24 protein-coding genes and 1 riboswitch are annotated in these 23,420 nt (G+C 39.8%); of the genes, 8 read left to right on the top strand and 16 right to left on the bottom strand.

The features are described 5' to 3' along the window. Nucleotides 1-4: 4 nt before the first annotated feature. The gene (locus MKY45_RS08365; protein ID WP_042533008.1) at nucleotides 5-625 is read right to left on the bottom strand and encodes a DUF2179 domain-containing protein; all 621 of its coding nucleotides are present in this window, start codon (nucleotides 623-625) and stop codon (nucleotides 5-7) included. Nucleotides 626-1,105: 480 nt separating this feature from the next. Between MKY45_RS08365 and MKY45_RS08360 the strand changes: the two genes are divergently transcribed. Beyond that, nucleotides 1,106-1,636, top strand: coding sequence for a DUF4269 domain-containing protein (locus MKY45_RS08360; RefSeq protein WP_193063881.1), 531 nt, complete (start codon nucleotides 1,106-1,108; stop codon nucleotides 1,634-1,636). A gap of 62 nt (nucleotides 1,637-1,698) precedes the next feature. Here MKY45_RS08360 and MKY45_RS08355 read toward each other — a convergent pair whose 3' ends face one another. Next, the gene (locus MKY45_RS08355; RefSeq protein ID WP_256705989.1) at nucleotides 1,699-1,947 is read right to left on the bottom strand and encodes a hypothetical protein; all 249 of its coding nucleotides are present in this window, start codon (nucleotides 1,945-1,947) and stop codon (nucleotides 1,699-1,701) included. Nucleotides 1,948-2,024: 77 nt separating this feature from the next. Next, entirely contained in the window at nucleotides 2,025-2,522 is a 498-nt protein-coding gene (locus tag MKY45_RS08350) for an MOSC domain-containing protein (RefSeq protein ID WP_246528968.1), read from the bottom strand. A gap of 157 nt (nucleotides 2,523-2,679) precedes the next feature. On the opposite strand from MKY45_RS08350, the gene msrA reads away from it, so the two are divergent. Beyond that, on the top strand, nucleotides 2,680-3,210 hold the full coding sequence (msrA, locus tag MKY45_RS08345) for a peptide-methionine (S)-S-oxide reductase MsrA (RefSeq protein ID WP_042533002.1): 531 nt from the start codon (nucleotides 2,680-2,682) through the stop codon (nucleotides 3,208-3,210). A 24-nt stretch (nucleotides 3,211-3,234) separates the two neighbouring features. Then, the gene (locus MKY45_RS08340; RefSeq protein ID WP_042533000.1) at nucleotides 3,235-3,678 is read left to right on the top strand and encodes an SRPBCC family protein; all 444 of its coding nucleotides are present in this window, start codon (nucleotides 3,235-3,237) and stop codon (nucleotides 3,676-3,678) included. Nucleotides 3,679-3,742: 64 nt separating this feature from the next. Here MKY45_RS08340 and MKY45_RS08335 read toward each other — a convergent pair whose 3' ends face one another. The 3 genes from MKY45_RS08335 to MKY45_RS08325 all read right to left on the bottom strand — a co-directional run bounded on the left by MKY45_RS08335 (nucleotide 3,743) and on the right by MKY45_RS08325 (nucleotide 6,960). Then, on the bottom strand, nucleotides 3,743-4,456 hold the full coding sequence (locus tag MKY45_RS08335) for a gamma-glutamyl-gamma-aminobutyrate hydrolase family protein (protein ID WP_042532998.1): 714 nt from the start codon (nucleotides 4,454-4,456) through the stop codon (nucleotides 3,743-3,745). Nucleotides 4,457-4,631: 175 nt separating this feature from the next. After that, nucleotides 4,632-5,936 (bottom strand): NCS2 family permease, encoded by a 1,305-nt coding sequence (locus MKY45_RS08330; protein WP_042532997.1) that lies wholly within the window; start codon nucleotides 5,934-5,936, stop codon nucleotides 4,632-4,634. A 166-nt stretch (nucleotides 5,937-6,102) separates the two neighbouring features. Continuing rightward, nucleotides 6,103-6,203, bottom strand: a riboswitch (purine riboswitch). Between the two features lie 193 nt (nucleotides 6,204-6,396). Continuing rightward, nucleotides 6,397-6,960, bottom strand: a complete 564-nt coding sequence (locus MKY45_RS08325; protein ID WP_042532995.1) for an LOG family protein — start codon at nucleotides 6,958-6,960, stop codon at nucleotides 6,397-6,399. Between the two features lie 123 nt (nucleotides 6,961-7,083). Between MKY45_RS08325 and MKY45_RS08320 the strand changes: the two genes are divergently transcribed. After that, a complete protein-coding gene (locus tag MKY45_RS08320; protein WP_042532993.1) occupies nucleotides 7,084-7,740 on the top strand; it encodes an alpha/beta fold hydrolase in 657 nt (218 codons plus the stop codon). Nucleotides 7,741-7,808: 68 nt separating this feature from the next. Here the strand turns inward: MKY45_RS08320 and MKY45_RS08315 are convergent, their stop codons facing one another. Continuing rightward, nucleotides 7,809-9,704 carry an ABC transporter permease gene (locus tag MKY45_RS08315; protein WP_042532991.1) on the bottom strand — a complete coding sequence of 632 codons (1,896 nt, stop codon included), beginning with the start codon at nucleotides 9,702-9,704 and terminating at the stop codon, nucleotides 7,809-7,811. Then, on the bottom strand, nucleotides 9,679-10,443 hold the full coding sequence (locus tag MKY45_RS08310) for an ABC transporter ATP-binding protein (RefSeq protein WP_042532989.1): 765 nt from the start codon (nucleotides 10,441-10,443) through the stop codon (nucleotides 9,679-9,681). The genes MKY45_RS08315 and MKY45_RS08310 overlap by 26 nt, the downstream gene beginning before the upstream one ends. Before the next feature lie 290 nt (nucleotides 10,444-10,733). Here MKY45_RS08310 and MKY45_RS08305 point away from each other — a divergent pair, with 290 nt between their 5' ends. After that, nucleotides 10,734-12,143, top strand: a complete 1,410-nt coding sequence (locus tag MKY45_RS08305; protein ID WP_341172826.1) for a catalase — start codon at nucleotides 10,734-10,736, stop codon at nucleotides 12,141-12,143. Nucleotides 12,144-12,219: 76 nt separating this feature from the next. Here MKY45_RS08305 and MKY45_RS08300 read toward each other — a convergent pair whose 3' ends face one another. The 3 genes from MKY45_RS08300 to MKY45_RS08290 all read right to left on the bottom strand — a co-directional run bounded on the left by MKY45_RS08300 (nucleotide 12,220) and on the right by MKY45_RS08290 (nucleotide 14,445). Next, nucleotides 12,220-13,212 (bottom strand): sensor histidine kinase, encoded by a 993-nt coding sequence (locus MKY45_RS08300; protein WP_042532987.1) that lies wholly within the window; start codon nucleotides 13,210-13,212, stop codon nucleotides 12,220-12,222. A 76-nt stretch (nucleotides 13,213-13,288) separates the two neighbouring features. Beyond that, nucleotides 13,289-13,726: a GNAT family N-acetyltransferase gene (locus MKY45_RS08295; protein ID WP_256705986.1), complete on the bottom strand. Its 438-nt coding sequence runs from the start codon at nucleotides 13,724-13,726 to the stop codon at nucleotides 13,289-13,291. A 20-nt stretch (nucleotides 13,727-13,746) separates the two neighbouring features. Then, on the bottom strand, nucleotides 13,747-14,445 hold the full coding sequence (locus MKY45_RS08290; RefSeq protein ID WP_042532982.1) for a response regulator transcription factor: 699 nt from the start codon (nucleotides 14,443-14,445) through the stop codon (nucleotides 13,747-13,749). 183 nt (nucleotides 14,446-14,628) lie between these two features. Here MKY45_RS08290 and MKY45_RS08285 point away from each other — a divergent pair, with 183 nt between their 5' ends. Then, nucleotides 14,629-14,991, top strand: a complete 363-nt coding sequence (locus MKY45_RS08285; RefSeq protein WP_212928268.1) for a YxeA family protein — start codon at nucleotides 14,629-14,631, stop codon at nucleotides 14,989-14,991. A gap of 111 nt (nucleotides 14,992-15,102) precedes the next feature. Here the strand turns inward: MKY45_RS08285 and MKY45_RS08280 are convergent, their stop codons facing one another. From MKY45_RS08280 to MKY45_RS08270, 3 genes are read right to left on the bottom strand one after another with little or no spacing between them, the layout of a single operon-like run. Continuing rightward, the gene (locus MKY45_RS08280) at nucleotides 15,103-16,656 is read right to left on the bottom strand and encodes a PASTA domain-containing protein (protein ID WP_341172825.1); all 1,554 of its coding nucleotides are present in this window, start codon (nucleotides 16,654-16,656) and stop codon (nucleotides 15,103-15,105) included. Continuing rightward, entirely contained in the window at nucleotides 16,649-17,320 is a 672-nt protein-coding gene (locus tag MKY45_RS08275) for an ABC transporter ATP-binding protein (RefSeq protein WP_193063887.1), read from the bottom strand. The genes MKY45_RS08280 and MKY45_RS08275 overlap by 8 nt, the downstream gene beginning before the upstream one ends. A 15-nt stretch (nucleotides 17,321-17,335) precedes the next feature. Continuing rightward, nucleotides 17,336-18,805 carry an ABC transporter permease gene (locus tag MKY45_RS08270; RefSeq protein ID WP_193063888.1) on the bottom strand — a complete coding sequence of 490 codons (1,470 nt, stop codon included), beginning with the start codon at nucleotides 18,803-18,805 and terminating at the stop codon, nucleotides 17,336-17,338. Nucleotides 18,806-19,200: 395 nt separating this feature from the next. Between MKY45_RS08270 and MKY45_RS08265 the strand changes: the two genes are divergently transcribed. Continuing rightward, nucleotides 19,201-19,422, top strand: coding sequence for a hypothetical protein (locus MKY45_RS08265; protein ID WP_341172824.1), 222 nt, complete (start codon nucleotides 19,201-19,203; stop codon nucleotides 19,420-19,422). A gap of 34 nt (nucleotides 19,423-19,456) precedes the next feature. Beyond that, nucleotides 19,457-19,879 carry a FosM family fosfomycin resistance protein gene (fosM, locus tag MKY45_RS08260; protein ID WP_341172823.1) on the top strand — a complete coding sequence of 141 codons (423 nt, stop codon included), beginning with the start codon at nucleotides 19,457-19,459 and terminating at the stop codon, nucleotides 19,877-19,879. 175 nt (nucleotides 19,880-20,054) lie between these two features. On the opposite strand, the gene MKY45_RS08255 is transcribed toward fosM, so the two are convergent. After that, complete coding sequence (locus MKY45_RS08255) at nucleotides 20,055-22,649, bottom strand: ABC transporter permease (RefSeq protein ID WP_256705984.1); 2,595 nt, start codon at nucleotides 22,647-22,649, stop codon at nucleotides 20,055-20,057. Beyond that, the gene (locus MKY45_RS08250) at nucleotides 22,646-23,320 is read right to left on the bottom strand and encodes an ABC transporter ATP-binding protein (protein ID WP_226894902.1); all 675 of its coding nucleotides are present in this window, start codon (nucleotides 23,318-23,320) and stop codon (nucleotides 22,646-22,648) included. The genes MKY45_RS08255 and MKY45_RS08250 overlap by 4 nt, the downstream gene beginning before the upstream one ends. Nucleotides 23,321-23,420 lie beyond the last annotated feature (100 nt).

Below are 23,420 nucleotides of genomic sequence, written 5' to 3'. Positions count from 1 at the left end.
GAAATTAATGTTCGGTTTTTGAAGATTGTTCTTTTGACTGGCTTTCATTTTGTGTCTGTTCTTTATTTTTATTATTATTCTCTTTACGCATTAATTTTCCTTTACGAACCTGCTTTACCCAGAATCCGCCGTGAATTCGTTTTGGTTCATAAGAAATAATAAATGCTTTCGGATCAATTTCGTGAATGGTTTCATATAATCTCAATTCATACTTTCTCGGTGTTAAAATTTGAACGGAAAGTCTGTCTCCATCCATTCCATAGGAGGACCAGCTTGTTACGCCATATCCCTTTTCACGAAGACGCTGTGTGAAATTTAAATCTGGATTAGCAGAGACGACATTTACGGTAATGTAGCCGAGGGCAAGCTTTTCTTCAATTTTGGAACCAATGATTAACCCTGTTGCGAAACCTACTGCATAAGCAATCACATTTTGAAATTGGTTGAGATTATCTAATACGAGCATCAGCCCAACAACATACATAACCATTTCAAATATACTCACAAATGCGGCAATATAGGTTCTTCCCTTTAGTGTTAAAATCATACGAACCGTCATAATTGATACGTATAGCACATTCACTATAAATATAATGGCCACCATAATAAGCGCATTCTCTAACATATTGATTCCCCCTCTTTACCTCATATTAAGTGAAAATTTATTCAGTGAAGGTTGAGTATATCCCTCCCTAAATAAGGAACAAAGATTACGATCACAGCTTTCTGGTCGTCATCTCTTTGTGAATTACAGCCAGTTACACTGTGGTAGAATATCCTTACAAACAGAAGAAAATACATTCAAATAAATTACAGACCTTGTGAATATTTCCCTTTATTTCCTCAAATAAAACACATTGATTTTAAGTGAAACAGGGTTACTTTAATTTACCATAATTATAAATCATTACGCTACAGATTTTTGATAAAATAAAACTTTGATCAACGGGAATTTTATGAGCGCTTCTCCGTGATAAAAGTTCTTACTCATATTATGATATTTTATAAATACGTAGACCAAGTTCATCCTTTCTTTCAAAAGTTTCTTTTTGTATATTTGGAAGTAGCTTATCCCACAATCTCCATACAAGGGAAGTGTGTTATTTTGTTAAAAAATATAGCGTATCTGGAATTCGGAAACGAAAAACAGAAAAGAGCGTATAACGTGATTCATCAATTAAATATAATGAAAGATTTAAAATCATACTCTCCAATATTATGCGGAACTATACCGCTGGGAATCGACACAGCAAGCTCTGATTTAGATATGATTATGGAAGTGCACCACCTGCAGGACTTTGCAAAGATTATACATAATTATTATGGCTCTTACTCAGGGTTCCGGTTAAAGAATAAAACAATCCGGGGAAAACCCATCGTAAAAGCAAATTTCACTTATCAGGAATTTGAATTTGAACTATTTGGTCAACCCCAGCCTGTCGCAGAGCAGTATGCTTATCTGCATATGATTATTGAAAAATACCTGCTGGATGAACATCCATTGTGGAAAAGTAAGATTTTTGCGTTAAAAGAAGAAGGGCTTAAAACGGAGCAGGCATTTTGCGCTATGCTTGGGTTAACTGGAGATCCTTATGAAGCCTTAATAGATTACGGGCGTAAAAGACAGATAATCTGAAGTATTTTGATTTCCCCTTCTCAATAAGCATGAAAAAAAGGAGATTTCCCTCCTTTTTTTCATTACATAGCTATTCTTTTACGCACTAATCTTGTAAGACCAAAAGTAACTGCCAATGATGTTACAGCAATAATGAATGGGGAAGCAGCACTTGCTTTTATAAGTGCCGTCTCCGAAGATAAAGCACCTGCCTGCTGCCAGGCCGCACTGATATCAGGAGTATAAAGCAGCGTCCATATCATCCCTGCAGCAACTTGAAGTACTAAAAAAGAAACACAGAAAACCCCTGCAAAAACCAGATATTTTTTCATGAATATTTTCCTCCCTTTATCTGCCTTACGATTTAACAAGGCTTAAAGATTCAAATTTTCATTAGAAATCTATCTTCCTAGAATCCTCTCAATCTCTTTCGCAATGTCTTCCTCCAAATAATTCCTAAATCTGTACAATGAAATAGTTTATCCGCACTCCATAAATTTTCACGGTCTAAATACATGACCTCATTACAAGCTGCAATTGACCACTGGGGATTGGGACGTTCTATCAGTTGTAAATCTTTCTTCGGCTGGATTTTACCTGCTTCCAGCACGCGAAAATACCATCCTGTTTTTAAGCCGTTTTCCATTTCCTTCTGCGATACGATGCCAGGCTGAGATACTTGAATCGTTGCTTCCCCTAACTGATAAATATCGCCAATAAAAACCGTATGCTCATCCATTTCCAGCACAGAGAAATTTTCTTTCTTCTCGCCTGCACGTTCTGTAAATAATTTCTTTATACCCGGTTCATTATAATGCTTCACTGGAAAAGCAAAAATACTTTTATCAAAGATAGCTTTCTTTTTTTCCGGATTCTCTTTGGCAAATCCTAATTTAGATAAATACATAATATTTATTATCTCTTTCTGTTTACTAGTAAGAATCCTATGTACAAATGGTTCTTCCATGATGTCACCTTATTTCTAAAAATACTTAAATTATGTTATATTAATTCCATTCTACAAATTATCGTGACTTTTGAAAAGCCTCAAGGAGGAAGTTAACATGACAATACAAAAAGCAACGTTTGGCGGAGGCTGCTTCTGGTGTATGGTGAAGCCCTTCGACCAATGGGACGGCGTACACCAAGTGATATCCGGTTACACAGGGGGACATATCGATAACCCTTCTTATGAGCAAGTCAAGCAGGGAAATACGGGACATTATGAAGCGGTAGAGATTACGTATGATGATTCCTTCATCGATTATCAAACAATCCTCGATCTATACTGGCCGCAAATCGACCCGACTGATCCGGACGGGCAATTTCAGGATAGAGGCGAGCAATATCGAACAGCTATCTTTTATCATAATGAAGTCCAAAAAGAATTGGCTGAAAAATCAAAGCAGCAGCTTGCTGAGAGCGGCAGGTTTGCCAAGCCGATTGTAACAGAAATCAAAGCAGCAGCACCCTTTTATCCTGCAGAAGATTACCATCAGGATTTTTATAAAAAAAGTAAAAAAGAATATGAAGAAGACCGCGCTAAATCAGGCAGGGATGAATTTATCGCTAAAAATTGGCAAGCATCATCCTGAACAAACTTATTTGGAGGAATTTCAGTGGAAAAACAACTTATTGTCACCGAAGAAATAACCATTCATGCATCCTTAGAGAAGGTTTGGGAAGTATTAACACTTCCAAAATATGTAGCACAATGGGATGAGCTGCCAGAGGACTATCCTTCTGAACCAATGACGGAAGGCAGCAAAGTAGTCTGGGACCTGCCAAATGGAGAACAGTCTATTACTACGATTATAAAAGCAGAAAAAGAAAGAGAGCTTATCATCGATTTACACGGAACTGGCTGGAAATTCAAGCCCGAACCAGGAGAGGTTGCTTACCGTTATTTATTAGAACCTGCGGGCAACCACACAAAATTAGTTATCGAAATTGGTGACTTCTCTCTTTTAGATCAAGGGAAGGATTATTATGACGCTTCCGTTGATTTTGCAAAAGAATCCTCTAACGTGATAAAAGCTTTAGCCGAAAATGAATCGAAATAGCATGGATGAAGAGACTTGATAACGAATAGGTTAGAGGGTCTCTTTTTGCATGTAATCCATCAACCTACCTTTCTTTACACGCTTCAATAAACCCCTTATAAATTGACAGAGACGGGTCATTCTCAAGATGAATCATGCCTTCTGGATGCCACTGCACCCCTAAAACAAAGCGATGTATTTTACTTTCAAAGGCTTCCATCACACCATCTCCTGCCACAGCCGAAATCATAAAATCCTTCCCCAGAGAGCGGTTTGCCTGATGATGATAGCTGTTCACCTTGATTTCCGATGCCTGCACCAGCTTTTCCAATAAAGAAGCTGGAGTTATCTTGACAGCATGCGACCGGTGATGAAAATCTGCTTTTTGAGTATGCTGTATCAACTGTTTTGGATATTGCGAATCTAAATCCTGATACATGCTTCCGCCAGTAACAACATTTAAAATTTGGCATCCTCTGCAAACGCCCAATACCGGCTTATCCTTCTCTAAAAAATAAGGGATAATCTTCCTTTCCACGCGGTCTCTTTCAGGAATGATCGTACCCAGTGCAGGATTCGGCTCCTCTTGAAATAAAGAAGGATCAATATCATAGCCCCCAGGAAGATAGAGTCCGTCTAATTTATCAAGCAATGCTGCAATCTCCTGATAATCGCTGTAATACGGCAGAATAACAGGGATACCGCCGGCTTTTTCGATAGCTCTTACATTTCGCAGGTTCATTTTATATTCCATGCCGTCTATTTCCATCGATGCGGTTAACCCAATGATTGGTTTCATTTGTACATTACCTCCTTGTATATTTTATATGATTTGCATTTGGTGTATTCTATACATGCGAAGTGTATTCTGTGAATCTATTGAATACTATTTTTCTCAATGGATTAATTTCCAGTATACAACAAAGGGAGAGTGCTATCATAACGCACTCTCCCTATATATTTCAGTTTTATTTTTACGTCAAAAAGATAAAATACAATGCAAAAATAACAAACAAGACATACATAATCGGATGAATTTCTTTCGCCCGTCCTTTAACAAGCATGGTGATCGGATAGAATATGAATCCAATCGCAATCCCCGATGCGATGCTGGCCGTCACCGGCATCATCAGTACAGTAAAGAAAGCCGGTACAGCAATCTCAAATTTATCCCAAGGGATATCCTTCAAGCTGCTTGCCATTAACACACCGACAATAATTAATGCCGGAGCAGTCACTTCATTCGTTACCACACTTAATAATGGAGAGAAAAATAAAGCTAACAGGAAGAACAAGCCTGTGACAACCGCTGTAAAACCGGAACGTCCGCCTACGCTTACGCCGGATGTAGACTCTACAAAAGAAGTAGTTGTAGATGTACCGACAGCAGCCCCAACAACACTTGCAGACGCATCTGCAAAAAGTGCTTTCCCTGCTCTTGGCAGCTTATTGTCCTTCATCAATCCTGCTTTTGTTGCAACGGCAACAAGCGTCCCTGCCGTATCAAAGAAATTAACAAACAAAAACGTTAAAATAACAATCAGCATTTGCATGGTAAAAATCTGATCAAAATGAATGAATGCCTGTCCAAATGTCGGCGCTAGGCTTGGCGCACTGCTGACGATTCCGCTGAGACCAGAAGGCACGGGAATCAATCCAAAAATCATCCCAACAATCGAGCTGATAATCATCCCGTAAAAAATACCTGCTTTAACACCAACCGTAATTAAAATAACTGAAACAGCAATCCCAAAGATAGCTAATAATACCGTCGGCGAGGATAAATCACCGAGTGCAATAATGGTTGACGGATCAGCCTGAACAATTTCTGCATTCTTTAAGCCGATAAATGCAATAAACAAGCCAATCCCAGCTCCTACCGCCTGTTTTAAACTTGGCGGGATAGCATTAATAATAATTTCACGAATTCCGGTTAAGGTTAAACCAATAAATATAATTCCTGAAGCTAACACACCTGCAAGTGCTGTTTCCCAAGGGACACCAAAGCCAATTACGACGGTATACGTAAAAAATGCGTTCAGTCCCATCCCAGGCGCAAGTGCTACTGGATATTTAGCGAGAACTCCCATAACAATGGAACCAAATGCAGCCGCGATTGCTGTTGCAGCAAACACTGCTTCATGGTCCATTCCCGCTTCTCCTAAAATACTCGGATTAACAAATAAAATATAAGCCATTGCTAAAAAGGTCGTTAAACCCGCGATAAACTCTGTTCGAAAATTCGTACCCAGTTTTTCAAACTCAAAAAATTTACTCATGAACTTTTTTCCTCCATTTTTTATCGGAATTTATATTCATCCCTTAGATAGAAAAGTTCCAAAAATGCTATGTATTCAGCACGATCATGTTTTGTAAACAGTGCTTATTAAAAAAACTCTTAATCAAATTAAGAGTTTCCATAGGAACAGCAGATAATAATCTAAAATAAAATTATTTCCGCTGCGTAGTCAGACCATTTACGGCAGTCTGGTAGAAACTCTGGGCCATATCCCCGAAATTATACGCATTTCTATTAAGTTCACATCATTATATTACTAATGCACCTCCTATTTGTCAATAAAACACGAACAAAAACATTCTTTTTCATCTTAACATTCGTCGATAGACTTTCCCACGTAACATAAAGCCGCTATTTTATACATTAAAAACATAGAAATGCTGTAATGACAGCTTTTCTATGTTTTTTTCTAACACGTCTAATTAATCGCACGATACATTTTACGTATATTGTCGTATTTCAGGCGGTACGTAACTGGAAATAAACGCTTCAATTTCTTCCAGAGAATCAGAGAATAAAATGCGTTCTCTGTCCTGCATGGATAAAAAGCCGTTTTCCACCATTTCATCGTAAACCCTTGCTAAACTGTCATAATACCCATTCTGGTTAAAGAGAATGCACGGGTTATTATTCTGCCCCACTCTTGACCAGGATATCACTTCAGCTATTTCTTCCAGCGTTCCCGGCCCGCCTGGAAGGGCTATGTAGCAATCACCCAATGATATCATTTTATTCTTTCGTACAGTCATTGAATCAACAATTTCTAATGTCGTTAACTTTGGATGACTTAGCTCTCTTTCCACTAAGAAGTCAGGAATAACTCCAATCGCTTCTCCTTTGTTCGCCAATACCTCATCCGCAACGACACCCATTAAACCAGCTTTTCCGCCGCCGTAAACCAACGTGTGCTTCTTTTCAGCAATCCACTTTCCAACCCGCTTAGCCGCTTTCTGATAGGCTGGATCTGTACCAAGACTTGCCCCGCAATACACAGCAATATGCATATAAATCCCCCTTCTAATCCATCTCTTTTTTCTAGTAAACATAACTTATTTTACAATGTAACCCTGACTTGATTCAATATGCTGTATACTAATAATCAAAATCATTAGAAGGGTGATAAAAACATGAACTGTATATTCGTCCATGGTCTTGGTCAAAATGCTGCCAGCTGGCAAAGAATTATTGATTATATAGAAACAGGCTCTCACCAAATAGCTTCTCCTGACCTATTTCTATCTCTTGAAGAAGGGAAAGTCGATTATCATCATCTATACCAGCGTTTTTACGATTATTGTGAACGTCTTAAGGGCCCGGTTCACCTGTGCGGTCTTTCCTTAGGGGCTATCCTTTCTTTAAATTATGCAATCGATCGCCCGGAGAAGGTCCAATCTCTTATTTTAATAAATGCACAGTATAAAATGCCCCGCTTTCTTCTCTCACTTCAAAATGTCGTTTTTCGGATGCTCCCCAGCCCGGTTTTTCAAAAAATGGGGCTGCCTAAAAAGGATGTGATTCAATTAACTACATCCATGAAGCAATTAGATTTCAGCAGGGAATTAGCAGATATATCATGTCCAACGCTTATTCTGTGCGGGGAAAAAGATAAGCCCAATAAAAAAGCTGCGGAACAGCTAAGCAGCCTGATAAATGGTGCAAGCTTAAAAATAATCAGGAAAGCCGGACATGAAGCTAACACAGATAATCCGAAAGAGCTTGCAGAAATAATAAATGATTTCTGGAATACCTCCGTATCATATCCGTCTAAACATGAAAGTGTGTAAAAAAACTGCATACAGCAGAAACGCCCAAGCTTCCTGTTGTATGCAGTCTTTTATTTTGAAACATGTCATTATCGCAATGCCTGCTTCACCTGCCGGATATAGTAGAAACGAACAATAAAGAAATATACGATTTGAATAGCTAAAAACATCCCGAGTACCATTGCCGATTCCTTTACCAGACTGTAGAAGAACATATTGGAAAGCGCCGTTAATGCGACAGCTCCATGAACCAGCGCAACAGCAATCGGTGCAAAGAAAAGAAGCGCGGTTTGTCTGTTCAATACTTTCTTTAATTCTTTTTCCGTTAATCCCATTTTCGTGATTGCCTGGAATTTCTTTTTATCTTCATCTAAATCCGAGTAGAGTCGGAAATAAAGAAAGCTTCCAGCTGATACGAAAAAGACAATTCCGATAAATAAGCCGACGAACAGGATGGGTCCATACATTTTATTGATAACATATTCTTCATACTCACCAATCCGGATTCCCTCTGTAGATAACGCATCATCTAATTTTTCTGCTACGCCTAAAGGAATTTCTTTATCCTCTGTCTCCTGCCAAGCATAGTAGTTTTCCTCCATAGCAGGCTCAGGCAGGCTCTCGAAATCATGATCGGAAACAACATAATATTTTTGGGTAGCAGGCAGTATACTAGATTCTACCAGCTGTACTGGCTCTAAAACAGTGTTTCCCAGCTCCAGCTCCGCATCCTTTAATATTTCCGCTTCCTCTTTATTCGAATTATCCCCGCCGATATTAAGAAAAATAACTTCAGGTCCCATCAAAGCCGGAGCACCGTCTTCTATCTGAACCGTTTCATTATCACTTAATTCCGCAATTCGGTTATAATCTGACTCCTTTGTAACCATAACCTGCGATTCATCAGGCAGCTCATAATAATGGAGCGTTACCTGCTCTTTATCCACGTCAACATTTGCTTCCCGCAGCGTTTCATCAATATACGAAACATTCGCTTCCTCATTTCCTGTATCATAGTCCTGATAAGAAATCGTAGTTTGGTTCATCTGCTTGATTCCTGCAGTGATATACGATTGAAACCCATACAGCGATCCAATCGCACTAAAAGCGACGGTTGAAATAATCGCTACTAAGAAAAATGATCTTGCATTGTCCTTCATCCTAAACGATAGATCGGATAAAAGAATCATATTTGTTTTATACCAGAATACATTCTCTTTCTTTTTTAACCGCCGGATGATAAATACACTTAATTGGGTGAACAGAAGATAGGTGCCAATAATCACGACAATAACAACTGGAACCAGTGCGGCAATCACCTTTAATCCATCGACTGTTACAGCAACCACATATCCTGTTCCGAGCAAAAGCACTGCCAGAATGGTTAAAAATAAGTTTGCTTTCGGCTCCCCTTTTGACTTTTTATCGCCCTTGATTAAATCAATCAATTTCCGGCTTCGTAAAATATATGATACAAATAAAGAAATCAGGAAAAATAGCACCATAAAGCAGCCAAAGGTAATCAAAATAGGCTGTGTTGGAAAATAAAATGGCAGTTCATTATCAATAATGAGTACATTTTCAGCAATCAATAAGATACCTTTAGAAAAAACCAGTCCTAATCCAATACCGCCAATCGTAGCCAGCAAACCGATAAACATATTTTCCAGGAAAACCATCGAGCGGATTTGTTTCATGCTCATTCCTTGAATCATCAATAAGCCGAATTCTCTTTTCCTTGATTGCAGGAAAGAACTCATCGAGTAAAGCACAAAGAAAAAAGAAAATACATAGATAATCCCTGCGGCAACATTCATTCCAAAGCTGACATAGGAATCCATATTATTTCCTGTCAGCTGCGGATGAGAAGCAAAAATAGAAAAGGTAAAGAAAACCATCACGGTAAAAAGGCTGGTTAGAAAATACGCAGCATAAAGCCGTTTATTCCGGACGACATTATTAAACGCGAACTGACGAAAAGTCATTGGAATCCCCTCCCATTAATGAGAGTGTGTCGATAATCTTTTGGAAAAACGCCTGCCGGTTATCGCCGCGGTGAATTTCGGAATAAAACTTTCCGTCCCGGATAAATACCACACGATTACAATAACTCGCAGCCTGCGGATCATGCGTAACCAAAAGCATTGTTGTCTTTTCCTTTTCATTAATGGATTCCAGCAATTCCATCACATCTTTAGAGGACTTGGAATCCAGGTTTCCCGTCGGTTCATCTGCCAAGAGCAGCTTTGGCGTATGAATCATTGCCCGGGCAACAGCTGCCCTCTGCGCCTGCCCGCCGGAAATTTCATAGGTTCGTTTATTCATGATTTCCGTTATCCCCAGCTTCGCAGCAATTTCCTTTGCCTTTTTCTTCATTTCACTTACCTTTTTGCCATCAAGAGTTAACGGCAGCACCATATTCTCTTCCACGGTCAGTGTGTGGAGCAGGTTAAAATCCTGAAAGACAAACCCTAATTCCCGTCTGCGGAATTGAGCAAGCTTTTCTTTTTTGAGACGATGCGGGTCCTTCCCGTTAATTAAGATTTCCCCTGTCGTCGGTTCGTCAATCGTAGCAATCATATTTAACAACGTTGTCTTACCGCTTCCAGACGGCCCCATAATTCCTACAAATTCATTATCCTCTACGGTCAAATCAATATCTGACAAAGCACGGTAGGAGACTTTGCCTTCATAAACTTTACTGACTTGTCTTACTTTCAACATATAAATCCTTCCTTCCTTATCATTTCATTTAACCATAGTATATCGCTGCTCTTAAGGAAGAAACTATCGAAATTTCTTTCAATTACCTTACAGCATTGTAAGATAAGTATCTATTGTTTTAAAGAGATTTTCCTCCGTGCATCATCTTAATTCGTCTTTTCAATTACCAAAATCTATTTTTTACCTTTTGGTTTCCCAATCTTCTGATTATTTTTACTAATAATGCATATTGAAACAAGCAATATTCATAACATTATTAAGGTAGATTATATTTTCACAAGGAGGAACTAATGAGCGATAACAATCATAATCCGCAACAAGGAAAACGTCATCCTGTTCCAAAAACAGAAGCAACAGATAACAAGCACGCGACACGCCAACATAACTCATCCAACACTTCCGGCCCGATGCACTCCCAAACGGTTGGTAAAGATGGTCCGATATTGGAACAGGATAACATTTTGCATGAAACACTGGAAACCTTCATTCACGAGAAGATTATCGAACGTCCTTTACATGTGAAAGGGTATGGTGCATTTGGGTATTTCGAAACACTGAACAGCATGAGTAAATACACAAAGCTTCCTTTTCTTCAGCATGCTGGCCAAACCGTTCCTGTCGCGGTTCGTTTTTCACTTGGAGCGAGCAATAAAGGCACCCCGGATACCTCGCGAAACATACGTGGATTTTCAACGAAGTTCTATACAGACGACGGGATTTTTGACCTTATTTGTAATGATATCCCCGTCTTTTTATTGCGTGATCCGATGCGTTTCCCAGAAAGTATCAAAGCTCTTTCCCCATCACCTAAGAACAACCTGATGGATCCGAATTCGCTTTGGGAATTTGTCGCCAGGCACCCGGAGTCCACCCATTTTATCGTCCGTCTCTTTTCTAACCAGGGCACAGCTAAAAGTTTTCGGCGAATCCCCGCTAACAGCGTCAGTACGTACGTGTGGCGAAACGCAGAAGGAAAACGGCATTATATTAAATACCAGTGGATTCCATTTGAGGGTGTACAATTCATTACAAGCAGCGAGGCAGATAAAATTGCAGCGGCCAATCCGGATTATTCCGGAGAAGATCTCTACAACACGATTGCAGACGGGAGCTTAGTAGAATACGGACTGTATGTACAAATGATGAATCCTAAAGATGCGGGGCAGCTTCCGTTCGATCCGCTTGATGATACGAAAGTATGGGATCCAAAGATGTTTCCTTTTCACCCTGTCGGAAAGATGGTGCTTAATCGCAATCCAGACGATTATATGGAGCAGGTGGAAAAGCTTGCGTTCTCCCCGTCAAACTTGCTGGACGGAGCAGAATTGTCCGATGATAAAATCGTACAAGGGCGGGCGAATGTATATTGGGATTCGCAGCGCTATCGTATCGGACCGCGGTTCCGAGATGTGCCGGTAAATGATCAGAAGCATTGGAAGCCAAGCAATTTACAGACGAGCGGAGAAGACAGGTATGTGGAAGGCGAGCTCATACGCTCGGATATTGTAAAGCAGGATGATTTTACCCAGGCAGGGGAATACTATCAATCTTTATCGCAAACAGGAAAAACGCAGCTTGTCTCGAATCTGGTTACTGGACTGACAGGAGTACGGCGAGACTTGCAGGCAAAGGCAATAGAGTATTTTTCGCTTGCTTCTCCTCAGCTTGGCGAACGCGTAGAGGATGGATTACGATCCTAACACATAGCATGACATCTGCCACAGCAGCATCATTGCGGCAGATGTCATTTCTTTTATATACTATTTTACTTTATATTCATCGCTTTTGCGTTTCCGAAAAAAGAATCCGGAACGTGGTGCCCTCTCCCACCCTTGACTCAAATTCAATCCGATGATGGAGATACTCCACGGATTCTTTGATTAAATACAATCCCATTCCGGTAGATTCTCTAAATTTCCTGCCGTTCTCACCAGTATAAAAAGCATCAAAAATACGTCTCTTATCCGCTTCCGGAATCCCGACACCAAAATCCTTCACTTCCAACACAGCTTCTTTCTCCCTTTCATAAATAGAGATAAGAATGGAATTGCTTTTGTCTGCGGAGTACTTTACAGCATTTAAAACAAGCTGGGTCAGGATAAAGTAAAGCCACTTTTCATCTGACTGTACTGTCAACCCTTCCGTTCGTTCTTCCACTTTAGGATAAACCTTATTGCGTATGTAGAATCGTTTGTTTTCACCGTTTACCTCATGGACCAATGATTTCAAATGTATCGGCTTGATATGAAAATCCTGCTCAATTGTCCGCAGCCTTGCCATATAAAGAATTGTATTTAATCCCGATTTCATCCGCTCCGTTTCCTCTCGAATACTGGAGGAGTCTGGCTCATCCAGATTCTGTGCGGTAAGCTCAATGACAGAGATAGGTGTTTTCATTTGATGCACCCACTGATCCATCAGCTTAAGATGCTCCTCCCTTTCCTTTTCAATGGTATTGATCTGCTGCTGATACTGTTTATACTGACTTCGCAACAAATCGTTCATTGCTTCGGAAACAGGATGCGGACTGCTTTTCTGCAAGGATTCATCTAAGGTTTCCATCGGATGGCTTAAACGGTGATAAAATGTCCGGCGGCTGAAATACTGATAAAAAAGATAGCAGACAAGAAAAAAGAATCCAATAAAAATCGCGTACAATGCCGGCAGTAAATTCCGGTAGCCATCCAGCCAGTAAATAAGCAGGATAGCCGTAAACTGCACGATATTAAGTAAAATCAATAAAGCATGTTCCTTTAAAAATAACTTCATTTTCAACCTCCTTTAAGAGGATGTTCAAAATGCCCAATGAAAATGACTTTTTGAACACGCATGGTAAACATCTGCTTCAAACTTCACGACTGAGAAAAACAAGCCTTTCTATTTCTTTAAAGCCATTTCTTTTATAAAATGCTTCTGCCGGTATTCCCCGGTCCGTCAAAAGAGAAATAGCAGTAACTGCTTCCGTTTCCATTACTTCTCTCAAATGATGAAGGAGCTCCTTCCCTATTCCTTTATTTTGTCTGTCCGTATCTACACACATTTCATTGATAAAAAACTCATCGCCATTCCACCAAGCCCGGCGTGTCCCAAAAATAAATCCAATAATCTCTTCATTTTCTATCGCTGACACACCAAAAAATCCAGGAGTCCGGTAAAAATCTGCCAGATACTGTTTGGCTTTTTCTAACGTCCATTTATCATTCCATGGTTCCCCATTAAAAACGGTTAAAAATAATTTACTGCATGAAATCAAATCTGCTTCCACAACGGATTTAAATTGCATAGGAATCCTCCCCATTTACATTATTCTTCTTTCAACAGGCTCTTTAAGCGGTAGCCGACTCCTCTAACCGTCTCCACTCCATCTGCAATCCCGACAGACTGCAGCTTTTTCCGCACTCTTGTTATATTGACGTTCAATGTGTTTTCATCCACATAGGTCTGGTCGTCCCAAAGCTTCTCCAGCAAATCTTCCCTGCCGGCAACACGCGGATAACGATTCATTAAGGTTTCCATAATATCCGCTTCTTTTTTTGATAAAAACGTATCCTCTCCGGCGAAGGTTAATTCCAGCCGTTCCGGGGAAAGCTTTAACCCTTCCACCTCTAAGAAACGCTCCTTTGCGTCCTGAGCATACGCTCCATATGCCCGGCGCAGCTGACTGCGTATTTTTGCCATCACGATTTCCGCACTGAACGGTTTTGTGATAAAATCATCGCCTCCGTTTTCCAGCGCCATTACCTGGTCCATCTCTCCTGTGCGGGCAGAAATAAAAATGACCGGACAGGTAGACAGCTGGCGAATTTGCCTGCACCAATAAAAACCATCATAGCTTGGTAAATTAATATCCAGAAGCACTAAGTCAGGCTTTTCCTCTTGAAATACTTCCATGATCCGTTCAAAATCCATGATAAAAGACACCCGATAACCATATTTTTCAATATAATCCTGCAGATGCTTTGCAATCTTCGGGTCATCTTCTACAATCATAATGGTTTGCATCCGTATCCCCCCTCCCCGTTTTTAACTAATTATGGCACAGATTGGATGGAACCACAAAAATAGAAAAAGCATTTTCACCTTACAATTCTGTAAGCTAATTGTAAGAGAAAGCGATTTTTTCAATCTGCCTCCTTCTTTACAATAAAGATTAGAATAAAGCACGTAAAAAAGGAGTGTCATGATATGAAAAAAGCAGTAAAAGTATTGATTGGAATACTCATTCTCTTCACCCTCGCCGCTGTTGCCATCCAAAAGACGACAGCCGGCATCATTCCATTAACAGACTGGTTGTTACAGCATCCGGTAGAAACCTATTATGCAGAAACAGCTGATGATAATTACGAAAAGCTGTGGACCGGCAATTACAAGTATGTCTTTTCAGGGTATAACGCGGATGGCAAAGAACAGCAAATCACAAAAGTAATCGATAGAGAGCTCCGGCCAGGTGCTTTTCTGCGCATTGATGCATCGGGCAGCTATGGAAAAGGCTGGACAGAGGTAAGAGAAGAGGATGTTTCAGAAGAAGCGCTGCTGCAGTTAAATTAAGAACTGGAAGTTTCCAATGCTATATCGGAATATTTTACTTTCAAAAAACAGGAGTAGTTCCATGACAATTGGAAATTACTCCTGTTTCGATATCATATTTATTTGTGTTTATTACTCTTCCGTTTCCTCCAATGAATCCGGAGACTCATCTGCACCAAGCTCTGGTTCAAGTTCTTCCAGTCCATCAGCTCCGCCTGCTCCGGGCTCCGGATAAATATCTTCCGGTCCTTCATCAAATGCCGGCGGATTTGGCGGTGCAGAAGCATTATTGCTAATTCGGACCTCCACCGTATACGTCATGGGCACAAATTCATTAAATACCCCCATATCCACGACGGTTCCCTTTACTTCCGGGGAATCAACATACTTTACAATATAGTTGATGTCCGCACCCTTTGATTGATATTCCTCATAAAACAGTCTTGGCAAATCCCCTTCTGTCTGTCCTCGGAAATCATGCAAATATGGTCTGCCCTGAGAGTACGTTACGGTAACATCCTTGTCATCTTTATTTGTCAGCTTTGTATCTGCTTCAACAGATTGTGAAATCAGCGTTCCATAGGCAACGTCTGCATGAAAAGCATGTTTTACGGTGACATTTAAATCTGGATAATTCATCGCTGCTTCTTCCGCAGTTACCCCTCCAAAATTCGGAACGACCACTGCTTTACCGGCTGATACAACCACTTCCATCTCGTCTCTTTTCGCGATTTTCTCATCCGCCGGTTCACTTTGACTGATAATATTTCCTTCTTCGACGCTGTCCGAATCAGCCTCTTCATAGGTCATCTCAATTTCATTGGTCTCTGCCCATTTTTCCACTTCTTCTTTGGCGGCTCCTGTAAAGTCAGGGATAGTAATATTCTTTTCGAAAACTTCTTCCCCTCTTGAATAATAGACAGCAGCACTATCCTTCCGTTTGTATTCCGATTCATCAATACTGCTATCCTTGATGGAAAACTGAATAAAGCCCCCCGCTTCGATATCATCACTATATTCTGTGACCAGATGCAGGTTTTCTGCTTTATTTTCTTCAATCCAGATTTGTGCTTCTTCTTGGGACATCTCTGAAAAATCAACCAGCGGAATAACTTCTTCTGGATCAGCACCTAAACTGCTGGTTAATTGCAGCGTTTTTCCTTTTTTAATCTTGTCCCCTTCAGAAACACTTTGTGAAATAACATGGTTCGCATCATGCTCCATGCTGTATTCCTGTTCTAATTCGATTTCCACATCGTTCTCCTCAGCCCAGGCCCGCACATCTGCCACAGGCTGACCCACAAAATTTTCTACCTTCACATGAACAAGCAGATAATAAATGAAGAAAATCAGGATACAAGCCAAAACGGCCCCAGAAATAAGCAGCCACATCCGGCGTTTTTTCTTCCTCCGATAATCTAAGTCAATTTCCACTTCTTCTTCTGCATCTTGACGGCGGCTGCTTCTGGAGGAAAGAGAGGAAGAAGCAGGGACGGGCTCATGCTTTTTATGTACGGGCTCTTCCTTTTCCACAGCAGAAGCCTGTTCCTCGTGCTTCTGCTGCGGTACTTTTTCTTCCTGTTTCTGTTCTTTCTTATTGTCACTGCTCTTTATTTCCTTGTCTTCTTTTTCATTTACCAGATCATCATATTTATCTTTATTAAACTTGGATAAAAAATCACTCATAGGAAGACAGAACACCCTTCCTTAATTGGAAAGCCTGATCAGACTGTTCGGCAATTTCATTGGAGTGAGTTACCACAATGACACATTTCCCATGCTCATGTGCCAATTTTTTAAAGATATCAATGATTTCCTGCTCCATCTCTTCATCAAGATTTCCAGTAGGTTCATCGGCAAGAATTAATTCCACGTTCGTTGCCAGCGCACGGGCAATGGCAACACGCTGCTGCTCTCCCCCGGACAGCTGATTAACCAGACGGTCTGCTTTATTTTTTACAATCCCGATATAATCCAGCAAATTATACGCTACGGTTTTGGTATCATCCGGAATTTCATTTTCCGTGATTGACATCGGGACCAGTACGTTTTCAATAGCTGTAAAAGTCGGAATTAAATTATAGCTTTGAAAAATAATCCCTACATTATTGCGGCGGTATTTTTCATATCCAATTTTCTTAATATTCTCCTCGTTAAATAACACTTCTCCGCTATGCGGTGAATCCAACGCACTGAGCAAGGATAACAAGGTTGTCTTTCCTGAGCCGGACTGCCCTAAAATCGTATAAAACTTCCCCTTCTCAAAAGAGATAGATGTATCCTTTAAAATATAACGGCGCTGTTCGCCGTCCTGATAATAATAATTTAAATCCTTTGCTTCTAATATCATCTTCTCACCTCACCATCACATCAGTATTTTCTTTGGATTCAACCGGACAATATAAATCAGCGGGATAATCGTTGAAATCAAAATCGTTAACAGACCGATTCCATAAAAACCGAGCACATAGCTGGAATTAAGACTGACCTCATATGAATCTATCACATCTTCTGCCGTCAAATTGGTTTCTATCCCTTCATAATAAATAACACCTTCATAGCTTTCTTCTTGCGTATCATCTGCTTTCATCATCGTATCTGATACTTGCCCTGCTAAGAGATTTCCAGTAAATAATGATAATGTAATACCAACAAAGGCAACGACGATTACTTCAATTAAAATCTGTCCGACAACCTTACCCCGCTTCTCACCTAAGGATAAGTAAATCCCTAATTCACGCTTGCGGTCCCGCAAAAATAGTAAAACGACTAATCCAGTAATGAGTACGGTCGCAATCACAGCCACTAATAAAACATATTTTGACAGCGTGGACATGGATTCCATCGGTCCTGAAATATCATCATATTGGTCACTTGCGCTAATTACCGTATAAAGCTCCGGCAATAACGGCGCCACCTCTTCTTCAAATGGCTCTATGTCCTCTGGATTATTTAAGTAATAGATTGGCGTATAGTATTCCATCGACTCTTCTTCCAGCATTTCAGCAATTTCCGGATCGTCTTCAGCATATACCTCCCAGTAATACTGTTCTTCGGCAGATATAATGGCATTAGGAACATATACGGTATTCTGATAGTCGATATCCTCCATCAGGAACATATCGCTATCTTCCTCTTTACTCTCTGTCTCTTCCTTTCCAGATTGCGGATCGAATAATCCAATCACTTCTAAAACAATATCTCTGGAATCCAATACGGTCTCTTCACCCGTCTCTTCCGAGTAATCATACACAGCACTTAATAATGTAAATGTATCTCCTACCTCTAAATTATTTTGCTCTGCCAGTTTTTGAGAAATGATTGCCACGGACGTGCCATTCTCAATCTCTTCCTCTGTAAACACCCGTCCGTCTGCTAACTCCCCTTTTCCTTCTTCAAAATCAATAACTGGAGCGTAATTGATCCCTTTCAGGCTAAAAGGGATATTATCTTCATCCCCATACATAACATCCTCTTCCAGTTCTTCTTGATAAGGTTCTATACTCTCTGACCCCATCCAGGTGGTCATGCTGTAATCATAGTATTTCACATAAGGAAGCTCGCCAATCTGCTTAATCAGATCAACGCCCAGCTCTTCCATCTCCAAGGTTTCCAGTTCTTCCTCAGACATGGACTCCCATGCTTTATAATCCATGTCAACCGTTGCTGCAGTACCCAGTCTCTCTTTAATGGTGGTCTCTACATTGCCGGTTGCCTGCTGAATCGCAATAGCTCCAGAAATCAAATTTCCTAAAATAAAAATAACTGCAAGTAAAATTAAAGACTTTCCTTTTTTTCTAGTAATCTCTAAAAAAGCCCGTTTCATAAAATTCATAACTAACCCCCTCAACAACTTCTAACAATAAATTCTTTTTAAGTATAAATATTACAATTATAATAAAGTAACTATCCAAGCTACTACTTGAATATAACCCCTCACCTCGTTCTAATGATGTATTTTTGTCATACTGTATTAATACACTAAGACACATATTTAAATGTATTATATTCTTAATACAGAAGAAAAACAATAATTTTTTTTAAAATATACAAAATTTTCTTTTCCTTAGGATGGAACGGAAATGATTTTTCGTAAATACGCGTACATCGGAAATTAACATGTGCTTTTGCATTAATAGAGTGGGCTCTTTAACGTAAGAAAACTTTTTGGTAGAGTTAAAGAATGAATATAAACGAAGTTGATTAAATCATTTAAAGGAGAGAAAGATTTTGAAGAAGGTTCTAGTATTTATACTTTGTGATTTTTTTCTTTTGGCAGCCTTATCCGCTTGTCAAAAAGAATATACCGGCGAATACACCGAGTGGGGAGAAAAGACAAACAGCAATGCTACGGAATTGTTAGAAAACCATGATATACCTTACGAAATAAGAAATGAAATCATCTATATTCCGGAAGATGCTTTTGATGCAGCTATTTATTGTTGTTCTTAGAAAAAATGAAACTAATCATATTGAGGTGATAAAGTTGTTTATAAAGGGAGTAAATCATTTTTTATTTTCTGTTTCTGATTTAGAAGAATCCATACGTTTTTACCAGAATGTGTTTGATGCTAAATTACTGGTCAAGGGAAGAAGCACAGCTTATTTTGATTTAAATGGCATGTGGCTGGCTCTTAATTTGGAGAAGGACATACCCCGGAATGAAATAAGCCAATCCTATACACATATTGCTTTTTCCATTGAAGAAGCTGATTTTGACAGCATATATAACAAATTAGAGGAATTAGACGTAAATATGTTAACGGGCCGTCCCAGGGATGAAAAAGATAAGAAATCGATCTATTTTACAGACCCTGATGGTCATAAGTTTGAATTTCATACTGGCACGTTACAGGACAGAATGAATTATTATAAGCAGGAAAAGCCTCATATGGAGTTTTATATTTAAACGGATAGCGTTGTTTGTTTCGCTGCTTCTCCTATTCGAAACATGTTCATCTATGGATCTTTTTCACTATTAGCACGAACAGCCACGTTATGATAATTTTAAAGCCCAGCATTCTAAATAACAAAAAAACAAGCTATCTCAGATATTCCCACCCGAGATAGCTTGTTATGTTGCTCTAAATATTTTCCTGTCTTAACGTCTCCAAAATACTATCCTTCTTCAATTTCGACATCGAGTATAGCATGGCTGCTCCAACAATCAGGAATACAGATAGAATCGCAATGCCAATATACATCCATGGAATGTTGAAGCTGTAATCAAAGGCGTATTGTGTCTGCCAGTAAATAATATACATTACCACGAAACTGATTGGCAGCCCATAGAGCAAGGATTTTATTCCATAAAACAGGCTCTCAAAATAAATCATTTTACGAAAAGCTTTTGGCGTCATGCCAATCGATTTCATCGTTGCAAACTCTCTTCTCCGCAGAGCAATACTTGTTGAAATGGTATTAAAGATATTAGCAACGGAAATCAATGTAATCAGGATGATAAAACCGTAAACAAAAATAGACAGCACCCGTGCGAATTGTTCATTATCCTGCCTGACTTCATACTGATTGTAAATAGATACCTCATCCGCAATCCCCAGCGCTTCTATATCCTCTTGCGCCTGGTCCGGATCATCAGAGGTGACATATATCTCGGATAAACTTGTTCTTTCATTTGGAAATGATTCCATTGTATTCTCAAGCACTTGCTCCGGTACAATAAGATAAATAGTGTTCGAATCGGCATAGGAATTTCCAACGGGATATTGATTCGTCAGACCAAGCAGCTCGATGTCTTCTCCCTGTTCGAAGTTCCAATCGTCTCTTTCTTCATTGTAGCTGTTCACTTGAAGCGGCAGCATATCACCCGTATCCACTTTTAACATATCTGTTTCGATGTATTGCGTGCCATCATTATAGGTGACATGGTTTACTAAAACACCGCGAAAATCACTTTCTGTCCTATCTGTTATATCATTATCGGCTAGATATTGTTCCCAATCCTCATCAGATAAGCCCACTAATTCCAGGTAATACGGGAGACCTTCTGCTGTTTCAGGAGTTCCATCCCTATTTTCATAGTTCTCTCCAGCCATTTGCTCTGGAAAATACGCCTGAAGCTGGGCTGTTTTGTAAATGAAACTTTCCTCCACACTATCTAAATCTTGTATGTCTTGATAGATTTCCCACAAAGGATTGGAATCATCTATTTCTCCCGTGCCGCTAATGGAAATATCATATTCCAGTTCCTCCGACAGTACTTCATATGATTTTGTCAGCGAATTGGTATAGAACCCTACAGTTAAGAACAGAATAACGCTGATCATGAGTGAAAAAACAGTCACCTGGTAACGTTTCTTATGTCTCTTTAAATTCTTCAAAGCAATTTCCGCTTCATAGCCAAAGAGTTTACGGACGATACGGTTTGTTTTCACTTTCTTTTTCGTTAATTTGACATCCTTCGCCTGACGGATAGCATCTATTGCCGTTACTTTAGATGCTCTGACTGCAGGTATCCATGCAGAAATCAAAATGGTCATCAAAGAAACACCGACAGCTATCCCGATTAAAGGAAGAGTAACAACCAGCCGGAAATCTGTCTCAAGCCCTACATTTTGTAAAATCTGATTCACATAATGCAACGTGATGCCAATGCCGGCAAAACCAGCTCCAATTCCAATAGGGATACTGATCAATCCGATTAAGAGCCCTTCAAATAATACGGAATTTCTCTTTTGCCGTTTCGTTGCACCAGTACTGGAAAGCATCCCTAAATACCGTGATCTTTCTGATACAGAGATAGCAAATGCATTATAAATTAAAGCCATTGAACCAATCACGATAATCAGCATAATAACCGTTAATAATCCGGACAAAGTAGAAACCGTCCCACTGTTCAAGGAAACAAGGTACGTATTCAATAAAGTCGTGTTAAAATTATACGCATCGGACGCTACATCCAATTCTTGCGCCAGCAAATCTACATCATCGAAAAGGGTTATCCCTAAATCATTCACTTTTACAAAAGCACGGTCCACCACAGATGACGCTTGTGCATCCGTATAAGCTAACACGGTATATCCTGGAGACCACGGCTCGTCCCATATCGGTTCTTCGATTTCACCAACAATGGTAAAGCTGTATTCGGTTTGCTCACGTAATTCTTCATCTAATTGTCCTTCAATAACCAAAAGGGAATCATTTTGATCTAACGCACGATTTTCCATACCTTCCGTTCCTGTATAACGTCTTTCTCCTATGTCTAACTCAATCGTATCTCCAATTTGGTAATCAAAATCCTGTCTCTTTAATTCCTCAGAGATCACTACCTCCTTTTCACTTGCCGGGAGCCGGCCTTTCGTCAGATTCACTTGCATCTGCTCCAGAGCCGTTTCATCCATGCCCCGGACATACAGGTATCTTTTCAATAATTGGTCATTCAACGGTGCATACCCATATTCCTTCATCACACCGACAGAATCAGTATTGGCATCGGTTTGAATTTTTTCCAGCTGCTCTGAATTGAGCTGATCCATGCTGTAATGCCAATTTCCTTCATTAGCAATCGCATCCCGCTGCTGCATATCTATAAAAGAAATTCCCAGGGAAGCTACTCCTGTAATCATCGCAACAGAAATAATGACACCAATGATAGTAATAAGCGTTCTTCGTTTATTTTCTTTTAAATGCCTTAACGTAACTTTATTGACAATATTCATTTGCGAATCACCTCGTCCTTGGCGATCACACCATCCTCAATGGAAATAATCCGATCAGCCTGAAGGGCAATTCGTTCATCATGGGTAATGACGACCAATGTCTGGTGATATGATTTATTAAATAGTTTTAATAAATCAATGATTTCTTTACTATTCTTACTGTCTAAATTCCCCGTCGGCTCATCCGCAAGAATAATAGACGGATTACTGATTAGAGCTCTGCCAATGGATACACGCTGCTGCTGGCCCCCAGATAGCTGATTCGGTAAATAATCTAATCGGTCTTTAAGCCCAAGAATCTCTATCAATTCCTTAAAGTGCTTTTTTTCCACCTGATGAGAATCTAACAGCATTGGCAACGTAATGTTTTCCTCAACAGTTAAAATCGGCAGGAGATTGTAAAACTGATAAATTAAGCCAATCTGTCTCCTGCGAAAAACAGCTAACTGTGTTTCATTTAATTCATAGATATCTGTATTCTCTATAAATACCTTGCCATCCGTCGGCCGGTCCACACCACCCAGCAAATGAAGCAGTGTCGATTTCCCGGAACCAGACGGTCCAATAATTGCTACAAACTCCCCCTGCTCCACGGAAAATGATACATTATCCAATGCTTTTACTGCCGTGTCACCTTTTCCGTACACTTTAGACAAATTTTCAACCCGCATTAATTCCACTACAATTTCCTCCTCATTTTCCTTTGTTCCCTACTTTACCTGTCTAAGGTGACGGGATGGTGACAATAACAGTGACAATATTGTCACTTAT

Source organism: Oceanobacillus sp. FSL K6-0251, from assembly GCF_038004725.1.
In the GTDB taxonomy this organism is placed as follows: domain Bacteria; phylum Bacillota; class Bacilli; order Bacillales; family Amphibacillaceae; genus Oceanobacillus; species Oceanobacillus oncorhynchi.
The sequence above is the reverse complement of the archived record's forward strand: the minus strand, read 5'-3'. Positions and strand labels throughout refer to the sequence as shown.

What these genes read in the sequence shown, in the direction of transcription:
- MKY45_RS08365 (WP_042533008.1), bottom strand. Translation starts at nt 625, where the DNA reads ATGTTAGAGAATGCGCTTATTATGGTGGCCATTATATTTATAGTGAAT.
- MKY45_RS08355 (WP_256705989.1), bottom strand. Translation starts at nt 1,947, where the DNA reads ATGAAAAAATATCTGGTTTTTGCAGGGGTTTTCTGTGTTTCTTTTTTA.
- MKY45_RS08350 (WP_246528968.1), bottom strand. Translation starts at nt 2,522, where the DNA reads ATGTATTTATCTAAATTAGGATTTGCCAAAGAGAATCCGGAAAAAAAG.
- msrA (WP_042533002.1), top strand. Translation starts at nt 2,680, where the DNA reads ATGACAATACAAAAAGCAACGTTTGGCGGAGGCTGCTTCTGGTGTATG.
- MKY45_RS08335 (WP_042532998.1), bottom strand. Translation starts at nt 4,456, where the DNA reads ATGAAACCAATCATTGGGTTAACCGCATCGATGGAAATAGACGGCATG.
- MKY45_RS08330 (WP_042532997.1), bottom strand. Translation starts at nt 5,936, where the DNA reads ATGAGTAAATTTTTTGAGTTTGAAAAACTGGGTACGAATTTTCGAACA.
- MKY45_RS08325 (WP_042532995.1), bottom strand. Translation starts at nt 6,960, where the DNA reads ATGCATATTGCTGTGTATTGCGGGGCAAGTCTTGGTACAGATCCAGCC.
- MKY45_RS08320 (WP_042532993.1), top strand. Translation starts at nt 7,084, where the DNA reads ATGAACTGTATATTCGTCCATGGTCTTGGTCAAAATGCTGCCAGCTGG.
- MKY45_RS08315 (WP_042532991.1), bottom strand. Translation starts at nt 9,704, where the DNA reads ATGACTTTTCGTCAGTTCGCGTTTAATAATGTCGTCCGGAATAAACGG.
- MKY45_RS08310 (WP_042532989.1), bottom strand. Translation starts at nt 10,443, where the DNA reads ATGTTGAAAGTAAGACAAGTCAGTAAAGTTTATGAAGGCAAAGTCTCC.
- MKY45_RS08305 (WP_341172826.1), top strand. Translation starts at nt 10,734, where the DNA reads ATGAGCGATAACAATCATAATCCGCAACAAGGAAAACGTCATCCTGTT.
- MKY45_RS08300 (WP_042532987.1), bottom strand. Translation starts at nt 13,212, where the DNA reads ATGAAGTTATTTTTAAAGGAACATGCTTTATTGATTTTACTTAATATC.
- MKY45_RS08295 (WP_256705986.1), bottom strand. Translation starts at nt 13,726, where the DNA reads ATGCAATTTAAATCCGTTGTGGAAGCAGATTTGATTTCATGCAGTAAA.
- MKY45_RS08290 (WP_042532982.1), bottom strand. Translation starts at nt 14,445, where the DNA reads ATGCAAACCATTATGATTGTAGAAGATGACCCGAAGATTGCAAAGCAT.
- MKY45_RS08285 (WP_212928268.1), top strand. Translation starts at nt 14,629, where the DNA reads ATGAAAAAAGCAGTAAAAGTATTGATTGGAATACTCATTCTCTTCACC.
- MKY45_RS08280 (WP_341172825.1), bottom strand. Translation starts at nt 16,656, where the DNA reads ATGAGTGATTTTTTATCCAAGTTTAATAAAGATAAATATGATGATCTG.
- MKY45_RS08275 (WP_193063887.1), bottom strand. Translation starts at nt 17,320, where the DNA reads ATGATATTAGAAGCAAAGGATTTAAATTATTATTATCAGGACGGCGAA.
- MKY45_RS08270 (WP_193063888.1), bottom strand. Translation starts at nt 18,805, where the DNA reads ATGAATTTTATGAAACGGGCTTTTTTAGAGATTACTAGAAAAAAAGGA.
- MKY45_RS08255 (WP_256705984.1), bottom strand. Translation starts at nt 22,649, where the DNA reads ATGAATATTGTCAATAAAGTTACGTTAAGGCATTTAAAAGAAAATAAA.
- MKY45_RS08250 (WP_226894902.1), bottom strand. Translation starts at nt 23,320, where the DNA reads ATGCGGGTTGAAAATTTGTCTAAAGTGTACGGAAAAGGTGACACGGCA.